10 protein-coding genes are annotated in these 13,596 nt (G+C 58.8%); 8 read left to right on the forward strand and 2 right to left on the reverse strand.

The features are described 5' to 3' along the window. Window positions 1-141: 141 nt before the first annotated feature. On the reverse strand, window positions 142-1,026 hold the full coding sequence (locus tag HYI44_RS20645) for a DMT family transporter (protein ID WP_225570341.1): 885 nt from the start codon (window positions 1,024-1,026) through the stop codon (window positions 142-144). 63 nt (window positions 1,027-1,089) lie between these two features. Continuing rightward, window positions 1,090-1,935, reverse strand: coding sequence for an SDR family oxidoreductase (locus HYI44_RS20650; RefSeq protein ID WP_225570342.1), 846 nt, complete (start codon window positions 1,933-1,935; stop codon window positions 1,090-1,092). Between the two features lie 418 nt (window positions 1,936-2,353). Here HYI44_RS20650 and HYI44_RS20655 point away from each other — a divergent pair, with 418 nt between their 5' ends. The 8 genes from HYI44_RS20655 (at window position 2,354) to HYI44_RS20690 (ending at window position 13,590) form a co-directional block, all read left to right on the forward strand. After that, window positions 2,354-4,015, forward strand: coding sequence for a DUF1302 domain-containing protein (locus tag HYI44_RS20655; RefSeq protein WP_225570343.1), 1,662 nt, complete (start codon window positions 2,354-2,356; stop codon window positions 4,013-4,015). 30 nt (window positions 4,016-4,045) lie between these two features. Beyond that, the gene (locus HYI44_RS20660) at window positions 4,046-5,413 is read left to right on the forward strand and encodes a DUF1329 domain-containing protein (protein ID WP_225570344.1); all 1,368 of its coding nucleotides are present in this window, start codon (window positions 4,046-4,048) and stop codon (window positions 5,411-5,413) included. 94 nt (window positions 5,414-5,507) lie between these two features. Beyond that, window positions 5,508-6,638: a WD40/YVTN/BNR-like repeat-containing protein gene (locus tag HYI44_RS20665; protein ID WP_225570345.1), complete on the forward strand. Its 1,131-nt coding sequence runs from the start codon at window positions 5,508-5,510 to the stop codon at window positions 6,636-6,638. A gap of 35 nt (window positions 6,639-6,673) precedes the next feature. Further along, window positions 6,674-9,205 carry an efflux RND transporter permease subunit gene (locus HYI44_RS20670; RefSeq protein WP_225570346.1) on the forward strand — a complete coding sequence of 844 codons (2,532 nt, stop codon included), beginning with the start codon at window positions 6,674-6,676 and terminating at the stop codon, window positions 9,203-9,205. Window positions 9,206-9,251: 46 nt separating this feature from the next. Continuing rightward, window positions 9,252-10,223, forward strand: coding sequence for a lactoylglutathione lyase (locus HYI44_RS20675; RefSeq protein ID WP_225570347.1), 972 nt, complete (start codon window positions 9,252-9,254; stop codon window positions 10,221-10,223). After that, window positions 10,220-11,038 carry an enoyl-CoA hydratase/isomerase family protein gene (locus HYI44_RS20680; RefSeq protein ID WP_225570348.1) on the forward strand — a complete coding sequence of 273 codons (819 nt, stop codon included), beginning with the start codon at window positions 10,220-10,222 and terminating at the stop codon, window positions 11,036-11,038. Before HYI44_RS20675 ends, HYI44_RS20680 begins: the two co-directional genes overlap by 4 nt. A 30-nt stretch (window positions 11,039-11,068) precedes the next feature. Then, entirely contained in the window at window positions 11,069-11,890 is an 822-nt protein-coding gene (locus HYI44_RS20685) for an SDR family NAD(P)-dependent oxidoreductase (RefSeq protein ID WP_225570349.1), read from the forward strand. Between the two features lie 95 nt (window positions 11,891-11,985). Further along, window positions 11,986-13,590, forward strand: coding sequence for a phytoene desaturase family protein (locus HYI44_RS20690; RefSeq protein ID WP_225570350.1), 1,605 nt, complete (start codon window positions 11,986-11,988; stop codon window positions 13,588-13,590). Window positions 13,591-13,596: the final 6 nt, after the last annotated feature.

A 13,596-nucleotide genomic window follows, 5' to 3' on the forward strand; every position in this document is an offset into this window, starting at 1 on the left:
GCGGATAACTTTCGCAGTTTGAAAGCCATGCCCACCCGGTGTGGTCGCCGTATTGGCGCTCACTCCCTATTACGGACAGACCAATTGCATCGCCTGAACACACCATGGCCGACAGGCGTTGCGAAATACCTTGCTGGTTACCTAGGTCGGGGCCCTGGTCATGACCCGCGCAGGTTTCCATTGCGCCAATCCAATTCCCAGCAATATCAATCCGCCGCCGACCGCGTGATACAGGTGCAATGTTTCCCCCAGCAACACAATCGCCAATACCGCGGTAAATAAAGGGACCAGGTTCATCAGCACGGCGGTTTTTTCCGGACCCAGGGTTTGCAAACCACGCATCCACAAACCGGGTGCCAGCGCCGAGGCAAACAGACCCGCGAACAACACCAGGGGCATGTTACTGGTTGTCAGGGTTATCGAAGGGGCCAGCAAAAAAGGTGGCAACAGCAGCAGGGTGCCGCAGATTATTTGCACGTAAAGGCTTTCCCAAGTCGGCAGGGGAATCTGCCAGCGCTTCACCAGCACGCAATACAGCGCGTACGACAGCGAAGCCAGCAGCATCATCAATTCCCCTCGACCAATGCCGTGTGCCCAGAGCGAGCGCAGGTCGCCTGCGGCCAGCAACCAGGTCAGTCCGGCAAACGACACCAGAGCGCCGACCAATAAGGTCGCGGTGGGTCGGGTATTGAGCAGGGGAAAGGCGAGCAGCACGGTGAGCAGGGGCATTGTCGCCAGGATCAGCCCCATGGAAGTGGCGCTGACAGTGTGGGCGGCGAAATAAGCCAGTGACTGGTACAGCGACATGCCGAGCAAGCCCAGCAACAATAACTTGGGCAGGTGCGGCCGAATCTGCCGCCGCAACCGCCAGACCTTGGGCAACAGCACGGGTGACAACACCAGCAACGCGACCAGCCAGCGGTAAAAGGAAATGGCGGCGGGGTCAATCACTCCAACCGACAGGCGATTGACCAGGGTACTGGCGGCCCAGATCAGTGTGGCGAGAACAGGGAACAGCAAGTTCATCACGGGTGCGCCAACGTTGAGGGTGCGCAGTGCGCACCAGGACGGTGTCGATGTGTAGTCGCGTTATTCGCTGGCAGCGTTACGTGCCGCGATCGTCGCGGCAAAGTCGCGTTTGAGGGCGGGGAAGTAGGCAATCTGCCCACCCATGCCACCGGCAATGTCGATCGAGGCAGCGCTGATGAAACTGGCATATTCGCTGGCGAGAAACAGTGCCATTCCGGCAACGTCTTCTGGTTTGCCGTAGCGGCCGAGCGGTACCACCTTCATCACCATGGCATCGAACTCCTCCCGACTGACGCCAGGACCCATCTCCTTGTAATGACGATCCCACTGGCCGGTATCGATCCAGCCCATGTTCAGGCTGTTGACCAGGATATTGTCCTTGGGAAGCGACATGCCCAACGAGCGGGAGAGGGCGATGCATGATGCTCGGTTGATAACCGAAGGAATACCGTCGGGTGTTGGAATTACCCCGGCCAGGGCGTTGATTTCGATGATCCGCCCCCAGCGCTGTTCACGCATGAACGGCACCACCGCCTGTACGAATCGGAAATGACCCATCTGCAGAATGTTGGCATGTTCGAGGATGACTTCCGGGGTAAGGGTGTCGAGGTTGCCGCCACGGCCTTGACCGGCGTTGTTCACCAGCACATCGACCCCGCCCCACGCGTGTGCAACTTCAGCAACAAACGCCTTGACCCCCTCACTGTCCGTCACGTCCACAGCCCGGGCGATCACAGCCTGGGCGTGTTCCGCGAGTTGCGCGCCGACTTCGCGGACGTCTGTCTCGCTGCGTGCACATATCGCTACCCGCGCCCCTTCAGCTGCGAATGCCCGGGCGATGGCCAGACCAATGCCACGGGAAGCGCCCGTGATGATCACGCGTTTGGCACTCAAATCAATATTCATGGTGGCTCCTCTTGTTTTTCTTCTGCCGGTTCACCGCCGTTTTGCCTGCGCAACGCCAGGCGTTCTGTGGGAATGGCAGGGGCTATTGAAAGCCCAAAGCACAAAAGCGTCAAAGTTTATTTGAACGTTTATCCGCTTTGTGTGCAGTATTTACTGGCCGAGCGCCTCTGTTGAACCGATTCTTCACCTTAACGGATGTTAAATTCTACATAGAGAATTGAAATCTTTATGTGGAATTCTATTTTGTGATCCGTTACTGTGACTTTCAACTGAGGAGGAAAGTGGTCTGGATGCGTGCCAGACCTCTTCAGCGGACTGTCCAGGCGAGACATTCAACGATATTGTGGGTTGCGCAAATCGCTGGAAGGACCGTTTGAACGCACATAACGACTGAAAATAACAATAAAAGGTAGTGTGTATGAAACATAAGACCAAGCAGAGTCGCCTGGTGATGGCCCAAGGTGCGCTTACGCTGATGTTGGTGAGTGGTGCGCCAAACGTCATGGCGCTCTCGTTCGACCTGCCAAACCCTGATTACCGCCTGCGCTGGGACAACACAGTCCGTTACAACCTGGGTGTGCGGACCGACAGTCAGGACAGTCGCATCATGAACACGCCGAACTTCGATGAGTCCGACGGCAAGTTCGATAAAGGCGATATTGTTACAAATCGTCTCGATGTGTTGAGCGAGTTCGACTTTTCCTACCTGAACGAGTGGGGCGCACGCCTCAGTGGTGCAGGCTGGTTCGACCAGGCTTACAACGACCACGATGTGGAAAGTAACGTTCCCGGCTACGCCACCAGTTACCACAACAATCGTTACAGTGATGAAGTGAAACGCTATATGAATGGCCCGTCGGGTGAAATTCTCGATGCTTTTGTGTGGCGTAACTTCAACATTGGCGAAACCCCGGTCAACCTGAAGGTTGGTCGCCACACCAACTACTGGGGTGAGAGCCTGTTATTCGGCGCTCACGCCGTTTCCTATTCCCAGGCGCCCAGTGATGGCGTGAAAGCGTCGACCAGCCCTGGCATCGAAACCAAGGAAGTGTTCCTGCCAGTCGGGCAGATCTCGGCCAAGGCACAGGTCACTGATCACCTCTCGGTTGCCGGTCAATATTTCTATGAATGGGAGCCCACCCGCATTCCTTACGGCGGCACCTATTTTGGCGCGGCCGATCCTTTGTTCGAAGGGCCAGATCAATTGCCTGTGGCACCTAATGGCGCGACGTTCCAACGGCAGGATTCGCGCTTCGGTCGCGACGGTAAGAACTGGGGTGTAATGGCCAAGCTCAACGTCGAAGAGGTCGAGTCGACGTTCGGCGCCTATTATCGCCAGTTCGACGACTATCAGCCTTGGCTGGCTCCGCAGGTCAAGGCTGCACTGGGCTCATATCGGGTAGTTTACCCACGTGGCGTGAAACTGGCGGGTGTCAGTTTTGCCAGGGTGTTTAACACGGTAGCGGTCGGCTCTGAACTGTCCTACCGCATGAACGGTGCCTTGAATGCCACCGGCGTCAGTGCGCTGGATAACGAAGGCCCGCGCGGCGACACCATTCACTTTATCGCCAACGCTGTTTATGGCGTGCCGCGTAACTTCATCTCGAACAACGGTACCCTGGTTGGTGAGTTCGCCTACAGCCACTTGCAGCGCGTGACCGAACACGAAGAGCTCTTCAAGGGTGTCGGAAAAGCCGCGTGTACTAACGCCAGAACGCCAGGCATCGCCGGCTCCGGCAGTGAGTCGGATGGCTGTTCCTCGAAAGATTACTACGCGGTCGCGGTCAACTACACTCCGCAATACATCTCGATCTTCCCATCCTGGGACATGGATGTTCCGCTCACCGTCAATTACGGCTTGCATGGCAACGCACCAACAGCCGGTGGCGGCAGCGAGGGTGCGCTGGCTTACTCCGTTGGCGTGAAACTTACCTATGCCCAACTTTATGAGTTTGGCCTGCGTTATGCCGATACAGCTGCTCAACCCAAAAACCTCGCCAATGGCACCGTCGCCGGTAACGGCAATGTCGGTGGTGAAGACCGCGGCTGGTTGGCTTTTACCTTCAAGACCTCCTTCTGATAAATCAAACAAGAATCGGAGAACGTGTTCATGAAACGTCCACTTGCTTTAACTGTCGCCCTGATGAGTATTGCGACCTGGAGCCTGGCAGCAACCGCCGCCGGCGACGCGTCGGACATGGGCAAGAGCCTCACCAAGTTCGGCGCGATTCAGGCCGGTAACGCCGATGGTACGATCCCCGCGTATGAGGGCGGCCTGACCACCGCACCGGCAGGGTTCAAGCCTGACAGCGGGTTTTGGGTCGATCCGTTCAAGGATGAAAAGCCACTGTTCCGCATCGATGCCAAGAATGTCGACAAATATGCGGACAAGCTCAGTGAGGGCCAAAAAGCCCTGATCAAGAAGTACCCGACTTACTATATCGACATCTACCCAAGCCATCGCACCACCGCCTACCCGCAAGCTGTACTCGACGCCACCGTGCGTAACGCCAGCAGCTGCAAGATCCAGAAAGACGGCCTGGCCGTCGATCCATCTTGCCGCGGGGGCCTACCATTTCCGATACCGAAAACCGGCAACGAGGTGATGTGGAATCAGCAGGTGCGTTACAAGATCGGCACCGGCTACTCGACCACGACTTCGTCCAATAGCTGGGTGGTGGACGCCAATGGCTCCATCACCAAGACCGCCGAGCAGGCAACATTCGAAGAAACCCCTTACTACCAGGTGACTCAGGCAGATCGCGATCCCCTGATGTATGCCCGGGTGTTCTCGCGCAACGACTATCCGGCGCGCCGCTCCGGTGAAGTCGTGGTACTTACCGACTTCCTCGATCCATTGGCCAAGGCCCGTCGTTCATTCAGTTATTCTCCAGGCCAGCGTCGGGTGAAACTGGCGCCCGAATTCGCCTTCGATACACCGGTAGCCAGCCAGGGCGGTGTGACGTTGTTCGACGAACTGCAAATGTTCTCCGGCAGCCAGGACCGCTTCGACTACAAACTGGTCGGCCGCAAGGAAATGTACATCCCTTACAACGCGTACAAATTCTACTTCGGCGTCGGCAAGCAGGAAGATCAGTTCATGCCGCACCACGCCAACCCGGCGAACGAGCGTTGGGAGCTGCATCGGGTGTGGGTTGTAGAGGCGACGCTGAAGCCGGGCATGCGCCACGTTTACAGCAAACGTACTTACTACCTGGATGAAGACACATTCGGCGTCGGCCTGTATGACGCCTGGGACAAGAGCGGCGCGCTGTACCGCTCGATCTTCCTCAGCGGCGTTCAGCTGTATGACAAGAACATTCCGTACAACGTGAAGAACGTCGTGTATGACTTCAACAAAGGCATGTACGCGCTGCTCAACGATGGTTTGAAGGGCGGCTACAAGTTCATCGACAAACCTTTGTCCGAGCGTGACATGAACCCTGAAGCCATTGTGGCGCGGGTCACCCAGCGCTGATGTGATTCGCCAGTGCTGCCTGCCGGTTTGCGCATCAAGCCTGGCAGGCGTCACGGGCGGGTTTGCCCCACGGGATGGTTAAGGAATAAAAATAATGACTAGCCCTTGCCCAGCTTCTTTTCTTCTCTGTAAATCGCGCCGGCTGATGGCTGTCGCGTTGATCGTCGGCGCCAGTTCGTTGATGGCGACGCCTGCTTACAGCGCAGTCGCGGCGTCCACCGATTCGCTGGACGTGCCAGCGCAACCGATCGACGCGCAGCTGCCAGCACCCTTGCTCTCAGTCACCACGGTTGGCGATGCAATGATCGGTGTCGGTCTGCACGGGTTGATACAGCGTTCCACCGATCAGGGCCAGACCTGGCGACAGCTCGACAGCCCGGTGTCCAGTGATCTGGTGCAAGTACGTTTTCGCGATGAGCGCAATGGCTGGATTGTCGGCCACGATGCCGTGGTGCTGCACACCAGTAATGGGGGTGACAGCTGGCAGGTGCAACTCGACGGACGCCGTCTGCTGACGTTGCTCAATGCTTATTACCGGCCGCGCGCCGAACAAGGCGATGAATCAGCCGCTCTGGTGCTCAGGGAAGTTGCAATGGCCGCCAGCAGTTCGGCGACACCCGGTGTACTGGCCGCACCGTTCCTGGATGTGCTGTTTGATGAACAGGGCAATGGATTTGCCGTCGGGGCTTTCGGAATGTTGTTGCACAGCTCTGACGATGGGCAGAACTGGGAGCCCTGGATAGAGCGCAGTGGCAACGACCGGCGCATGCACTTGTATGGCCTCGCCGAACATGCCGGCACGTTCTTTATCGGTGGTGAACAAGGCGTGGTGTTACGCCTGGACGCCCAGCACCAACGGTTTGTGAAAGTCGAGACGCCTTACACCGGCACTTACTTCGGCGTCCGTGCCTTCGATGGACTGCTGCTGGCCTATGGGCTGCGCGGCAACCTGTTCGCCAGCCGGGATGACGGCCAGCAATGGCAGCCCGTGCAGACCAACCTCAACAGCAGCCTGGTCAGCATCGTCGAGCAGGGCAATGCCTTGATCGTGGTGAGCCAGGGTGGGCAACTGGTCAGCGTGGATCGGCAGAGTTTGCAAGTCACGCCTCTGGCAGATGCGCGGGTCGGCGAGGTGTATGCAGCCAGTGCCACGCAACAGGCCGGGCGCCTGGTGGTCACGCGTTTCAGCGGCGCCAAGGTCATCGATATCGCCCAGGCCAACTAAAGCCGTCGGCACGATTCCCCTACGAGAAAGAAAAAATGGTCGAGCAAAAATTCAACAGCGGGATGCCAGTGATCGCCAACCTGGAGGACTTTGACAAGCACTCCGGTGGCTGGTTTGAACGGGTCATTTTCCGTCATCGCATGGTGGTCGTCGTTGCTTGCTTGCTCGCCACCGTGGTGCTGGGCTTCTTCGCTACACGGCTGCAAGTGAATGCCAGCTTCGAGAAAATGATTCCCAGTTCCAGCCCGTACATCAAGAATTACCTGGCCTACAAAAATCAGCTGCCGGGCCTGGGTAACAGTATTCGCGTCGTGGTCGAAAACAAAACAGGTGACATCTACGACGCTGATTACTTGCTGGCGCTGCAGAAAGTCAACGACACCCTGTATCTGATCCCGGGTATCGACCGCTCCTGGATGAAGTCGTTGTGGATGCCGATCGTTCGCTGGAAAGAAGTAACGGAGGAGGGCATTGATGGCGGTGCGGTGATGCCTTCGGATTACGACGGCAGTGACAAGTCGATCACGGCACTGCGCCGCAATATCATGCGCTCGGGCATTATCGGCAACCTGGTGGCCAACGACGCCAAGTCGAGCATGATTGTCGCGCCGCTGCTCGATACCAACCCGCAGACAGGCCAGCCCCTGGATTACGGCGAGTTTTCCACGCAACTGGAAGCGCAGATCCGCACGCTGGAAAGTGACAAGGTGGGCATCCACATCGTCGGTTTCAGCAAACTGGTCGGTGATCTGATCGATGGTCTGTACTCGGTCATGCTGTTCTTTGGCGCATCGGTACTGATTGCCGGGCTGTTCGTCTATTTCTATACCCGCTGCCTGCGCAGTACGTTGCTGCTAGTGAGCGTGGCGGTGGCAGGGGTGGTGTGGCTGCTGGGTCTGATGCAGATTCTCGGTTACGAACTGGACCCGTATTCGATTCTTGTGCCGTTTCTGATTTTTGCCATTGGGATCTCCCACGGCACACAGAAGATGAACGGCATCCTCCAGGACATTGGCCGTGGCACCCATAAATACGTGGCGGCGCGGTATACCTTCCGCCGTTTGTTCCTCACGGGGCTGACCGCGCTGCTGACCAATATCGTTGGTTTTGCGGTGCTGGTGATCATCGATATCCCGGTGATCCGCGACCTGGCACTGACCACCAGCATGGGTGTTGCCGTACTGATTTTCACCAAGCTGCTGTTGATCCCGGTGGCGCTCTCGTACCTGGGTGTCAGCAAAAAGGCCGCGCGAATCGCCATCGCCAAAGACCAGGCCGGCGCCGCCAACCGGGGTTTGCTCGGGCACCTCTGGCACAGTCTCGACCGGTTCACTGAGCGTCCGTGGGCGACGGCCGTCATCGCCTTGTCGCTGCTGGTAACCCTGGTGTGCAGCGTGGTGATGATGAACCTCAAGGTAGGGGATCTGGACCCCGGTGCCCCCGAGTTGCGCGCCGATTCGCGGTACAACCTCGACAACGCCTACATCACCAGTCACTACGGACTATCCAGCGACCAGTTTGTAGTCATCATGAAGACCAGCGAAGACAGCTGCCGTTTGTACCAGTCGCTGCAGAGCATGGACAAACTGGCCTGGCGCCTGCGCCAGACGCCGGGTGTGCAAACCACGCAATCGCTGGCCGAAACCGTGCGAATGATCAGCTCCGGCATGGCTGAAGGCAGCCCGAAATGGCTGAGCATCAGTCGTGACCAGGCCATCACCAACTCGGCCGTGGATGCGGCGATGATTTCCGCTCCGGGCATTACTAACCAGCAATGCTCGGTGACGCCGTTGATTGCCTATCTGGCAGACCACAAGGCTGACACGCTGACCCGCGTGTTGCAGGTCTCCGAAGCCTTCGCCAAGGAAAACAACACCGCCGCTGGCGCTGAACAACCCGTGGAATTCCTTTTGGCTGCAGGCAATGCCGGCATCGAGGCCGCCACCAACATCGAGGTCGAGAAAGGCATCATCACCATGTACCTGGCCGTATACGGTGCCACGGCCTTGCTGTGTCTTCTTACGTTTCGCAGTTGGCGCGCAACCCTGGTGGCCCTGATTCCGTTGCTGATGACCACCATCATCTGCAAAGCATTGATGGTGTGGCTGGGCATTGGTCTGAAAGTGGCCACCTTGCCAGTGATCGCCGTGGGGGTTGGTGTTGGCGTGGATTACGCGCTGTATCTGCTGAGTGTGCAACTGGCGGTACAGGAACGCGGTGGCAGTCTGGCGGTGGCCTATCGTCGCTCGCTGGACTTCACTGGCCGCGTCGTTGCACTCGTCGGCCTGACCATGGCCGCCGGGGTAATTACCTGGGCCTGGTCGCCGATCAAGTTCCAGGCAGACATGGGCATTCTGCTGACCTTCATGTTCCTGTGGAACATGCTTGGTGCACTGGTGCTCATCCCGGCCTTGTCGCATTACCTGCTCAACCCGAAGGGTAATTCCAAGGCCGGGGTGACGCTCGACCTGGAAGATGCCCGCGCGCAGCAGGAGCCGCGTAAACCTTCCTCCGCCGTGACTACGCACTCATTGAATGAGCTTGCCTTCCCCCGGCGTGTCCGCTGACTAATAGCCGGGCACAGACCCGGCTTGCAATTGCAAGGAGAGAACAATGTTCGAGTTATTGATGAGTGCCGACATGATGGTTCCTGACCCGGACGGCATGACGGAAATGTTGGTCGACAAGCTCGGTATCTATAAGCATGAACGCTGGCGTCAGGCGTTCGACAATCATCCCTACATCGCGCATTTTTTGCGGGTTCACAAATCTTTGGCGGTCTCGCCAACGCGCATCGAACCGCAATGGCACTTGGATCGGCCGAACCCCGGGGATCCCTTGTTCCATGATTTTCTGGAAAGCCTGAAGGATTTTCAGGGCCACCATCGGCCGATGCTGACCCACTCCATTGTGCTCGCCTTGCACGGGGACAAATTCGACGCGCTGGTGGATAAACTGATGCGTCGACGCTTGCCGTTCCGCATGGCGCAGCGCACTCCGGAAATGCCATTCGACCGGCTGTGGCTGGGCGCAACTCCGGAACAACCGTATTATCAGCCAAGTGTGGACGGTGGCTTATGCATTGAAATCATGCCAACCGAGCCGCTGCAGATGCCACCGGAAACGTACCAGTTACCGCCAATGCAACCACGTGATCAGAAGCCTGGCGACATGGTGCGCGTCACGGCCCGGGGCTTCCTGGTACGCGATCTCGACGAAACCCTGCGCAAAGTATCGACCAACCTCGACTGGGAGCCGAGCGGTCCGGTAGAAACCATCGTCAGCGAAGGCTACCGCCGTGCGCGAATGGGTTTCACCGTGCCCAACAGTGCCACCCTCGACGTACTCGAAGCAACCTACTGGAACACCGACGCCGGGCATTACGTCAACAACTGGGGCCCGGGGCCGTATTACATCCGCATCGGCGTCAACGACCTGGCCGCCAAGGCCGAGGATCTGCGGGCACGCGGCACGCGCTTCGAATGGATCGAATCGTCGCAGGCCGTGGGCGGACGTGCATTGATCAAGATCGACCCGCAAGAGCTCAATGGCCAGGTGTTCGAGTTCGAGGAGTGCCCTGCATGAGCACAGCGCCAAACCAGCAACCTCCGGTACTGATCAACGAGGCAGTGCGTCTGGAGCGCGATGCCATGGTTGGCTGGGTGATTCTGACCCGACCCCGGCAGATCAATGCTATTAACGACGACATTCGCCAGGGCGTACCGCAAGCGCTGGCGCAGTTGCAGCAAGACCCCCAGATTCGCGTGATCGTGATTCGCGGCGAAGGCGAGCGGGGCTTTTGCGCGGGGGCCGATATCAAGGAACGGCGCGGCCCGGAGTCGAGCCTGCAGGTTCGCCAGCGCATGGAAAAGGTACGCTGGATCGAAGCACTGGATGGCATCAGCAAACCGGTGATTGCTGCCATCCATGGCTACTGCATGGGCGGTGGACTGGAGCTGGCGTTGGCCTGTGACATCCGCTTCGCAGCGCCCGATGCGGTATTCGCCCTGCCGGAAACCGGCCTGGGGCTGATCCCCGGTGGCGGCGGTACACAACGGCTCTCCCGCGTGGTGGCGCCGGGCCAGGCACTGGATATGCTGCTTACCGGTGATCGCATGGGCGCCGAGCAAGCGCAGCGTATTGGTCTGGTCAGCCGACTGGCCAGTGACAACGCCAGCTTACTGGACGAAGTGCGCGCCTTTGCCCAGCGCATTGCGGTCAAACCACCTACTGCTTCGGCTTTCGTCAAGCAGGCGGCTCGGGCGGCACTGGACATGGACCTCAAGCGCGGCCTTGATCTGGAACTGGACCTGTTTGCCTTGCTGGCCCCGACACAGGACGCCCGAGAAGCGGCTCTGGCGTTCAGCGAGCGACGCGAACCACGTTTTACCGGCGAGTAAAGCGCCCTCCAAAACAATAAGGAACAAGACATGAGCACAGGAAAACTGGCAGGACGTGTGGCCATTATTACCGGCTCCGGCGGCGGTCTGGGCGCTGAATGCGCTCGGGTGCTGGCGTCGCACGGGGCAAGTATTGCGGTGGTCGATATCAACTTTGACGGGGCCAAAGCAGTCGCCGAATCGTTGCTCGCCGATGGGCACCAGGCCCTGGCGATCGCCACGGACGTCTCTTCGGAAGATGACGTGCGGGACATGGTCGCCCAGGTGAAAGAGCGTTTTGGCCGAATCGACATTCTGCACAACAACGCCGCCATCCTGAATGCCGAGCAGCGCCAGATGGACCGCGATTTCGTCAACCTCGACATGCAGGCGTGGGATCGTGCGATCGCCGTCAATCTGCGTGGTGCGGTGCTGTGCACCAAACATGTGATCCCGGTCATGCTGGAGAACGGGAAGGGCTCGATCATCTTCGCAACCTCCGGCCTGGGCATGCAGGGCGATATGTCACTGACCGGCTACGCGACTTCTAAAGCGGGGCTGATGATGTTGCCGCGTATGGTGGCGTCGCAATACGGTAAGCAAGGCATCCGTGGCAACGCCGTGCAGATAGGCCTGGCGCCTTCGGAACACGCGATGCCTGCGCCGTTGCTCGACATTCTTCGCGACAACCATTGCACCGCCGAACTGGGCACGCCTCGGCAGATCGCCGACGTGGTGGCGTTCCTGGCCAGCGATGAATCCTCGTTTGTCACCGGTACCACGTTGGTCGCCGACGGAGGATTCAGCAGCCATACACCTTCGCTGGTGGCCATGCGTTCGCTGTTCGCGCAAATGGGCCGTACCGGCATGTAACAGTCTCGGCGCTGCACTGCCGTGCGCCGCCCCTCATCTTCGCCGCCACAGCCGCCGTGCGCCGCCGTGGTCGAATGTCGACATGGAAGCATTTGATGAACCCGAACGCACCTGAGAGCAATACCGATTTCGATGTGATCATTGTCGGCGGCGGTACCAATGGCCTTTCGGCTGGCTGCTACCTGGGCCTTGAAGGTAAAAAGGTGCTGGTGTTGGAGGCGCTGGACAAGGTCGGCGGGATGGCTTCATCGGGCTACCTGATACCCGAAGCGCCCCAACATCTGGTCCACCCGTGTGCGCTGGACATGATGTCTATGCGCGTGCATTCGCACGTGCCCGCGGAGTTGGGCCTGGATCGACACGGCTTCAAGTCGATAGAACTGGCGCCCGGATACGTGTATCTGCACCCGGATGGCCAATCGCTGATTTTTTGGCGTGACCGCGAAAAGACCGCCGCCGAAATTCGCCGTTTCAGCAGCAAAGACGCCGAAGCGTTTTTGCAGTTCATGAAAGTCATCGACATGTTCCTGGATATCGCGCTGCCGATGATGCGGGTTGATCCGGCCAAAACCAACCTGGGTGTGAAGCTCAGAATACTGGGTACCGCGATCAAGCATAAAGCGCTGAAACCCGAACTCATGGCGCTGATGACGGGCTCTGCGTTGCAGGCGGCACGTGAGCGTTTCGAGCATCCGGTGACTATATCGGCGATGTGCGCGCTGACCGGGCTGGCAGGTGATATCAGCGCCGATGGCGGGGGCATCTATTACGCCTTGCTCGGGTTCCTCCACCGTTTTGGTGTCGGCCGAGTGCTGGGGGGCATGCAGCAGTTGAGCAACGCCATGCAGTCTCGACTGGAAGAACTGGGCGGCAAAGTGCTGGTATCGGCGAGCGTCAGTGAGATCGTCGCCCGGGAAGGGCAGATCAAAGGCGTGAAACTGGCCGATGGCCGTCAGTTCACGGCGCGCGCAGTCATCGCCGGCTGCCATCCGAAGCCGGCGCTGGACATGGTCACGCAGGGGGAAATTCCCCAATACCTGCTGACCCGTATCGCCATGGCGCCAGCAAACGGTAAGGGTTCTGGACCTTTGAAGGTCGATGTGGCCTTGCGTGGACAGATTTCGCTACCGCGTTTTGCCGCCCTTCGTGGCGACGCAGTGGACTTGCGTAGAACCGTCATGTTGATCGGCACCGAAGAAGCCGTGCTGGAAAACTTCGCCGCCTGCGCCCGTGGCGAGGTGCCGAAGCTACCCTATATCACTGTGGCCGCGCCGAGTGCCGCCGACCCTTCGCAAGCGCCGGCTGGCCAAGACATTTTGTACATCTACCCACCGGTGATGCCGGTGAATCCCAATGAGGGTTGGGACAACTTGCGTGAGCGAGTGGCCGATCAGGTGCAGGAACAGCTTTACGACTACATCGAAGGGATCGAGGGGCAGGTGATCGGCCGGCACATCGAAGCGGCTCCAGACTTCACCGCACGCCTGAACACTGTGAATGGCTGCGTAGTGCATATTGACACCACGTCGATGCGCTCTAGCACCATGCGACCTGCACACGGCCTGGGCGGCGACACCTTGCCGGTAGCGGGCTTTTATTTAGGCAGCGCCGGCATCCACCCGGGGGGTGGAGTCAACGGCATGGCTGGGCGGTTGGCGGCCAAGCGGGTGAGCAAGTATTTGGGTAAAAAGGCACGCTGAACATGT

This window comes from Pseudomonas sp. Y24-6 (genome assembly GCF_020295325.1).
Classification (GTDB): Bacteria; Pseudomonadota; Gammaproteobacteria; order Pseudomonadales; family Pseudomonadaceae; genus Aquipseudomonas; species Aquipseudomonas gregormendelii.

Bases quoted from the DNA above. Each gene is read 5' to 3' on its own strand.
- HYI44_RS20645 (WP_225570341.1), bottom strand. From the start codon at position 1,026: ATGAACTTGCTGTTCCCTGTTCTCGCCACACTGATCTGGGCCGCCAGT.
- HYI44_RS20650 (WP_225570342.1), bottom strand. From the start codon at position 1,935: ATGAATATTGATTTGAGTGCCAAACGCGTGATCATCACGGGCGCTTCC.
- HYI44_RS20655 (WP_225570343.1), top strand. From the start codon at position 2,354: ATGAAACATAAGACCAAGCAGAGTCGCCTGGTGATGGCCCAAGGTGCG.
- HYI44_RS20660 (WP_225570344.1), top strand. From the start codon at position 4,046: ATGAAACGTCCACTTGCTTTAACTGTCGCCCTGATGAGTATTGCGACC.
- HYI44_RS20665 (WP_225570345.1), top strand. From the start codon at position 5,508: ATGACTAGCCCTTGCCCAGCTTCTTTTCTTCTCTGTAAATCGCGCCGG.
- HYI44_RS20670 (WP_225570346.1), top strand. From the start codon at position 6,674: ATGGTCGAGCAAAAATTCAACAGCGGGATGCCAGTGATCGCCAACCTG.
- HYI44_RS20675 (WP_225570347.1), top strand. From the start codon at position 9,252: ATGTTCGAGTTATTGATGAGTGCCGACATGATGGTTCCTGACCCGGAC.
- HYI44_RS20680 (WP_225570348.1), top strand. From the start codon at position 10,220: ATGAGCACAGCGCCAAACCAGCAACCTCCGGTACTGATCAACGAGGCA.
- HYI44_RS20685 (WP_225570349.1), top strand. From the start codon at position 11,069: ATGAGCACAGGAAAACTGGCAGGACGTGTGGCCATTATTACCGGCTCC.
- HYI44_RS20690 (WP_225570350.1), top strand. From the start codon at position 11,986: ATGAACCCGAACGCACCTGAGAGCAATACCGATTTCGATGTGATCATT.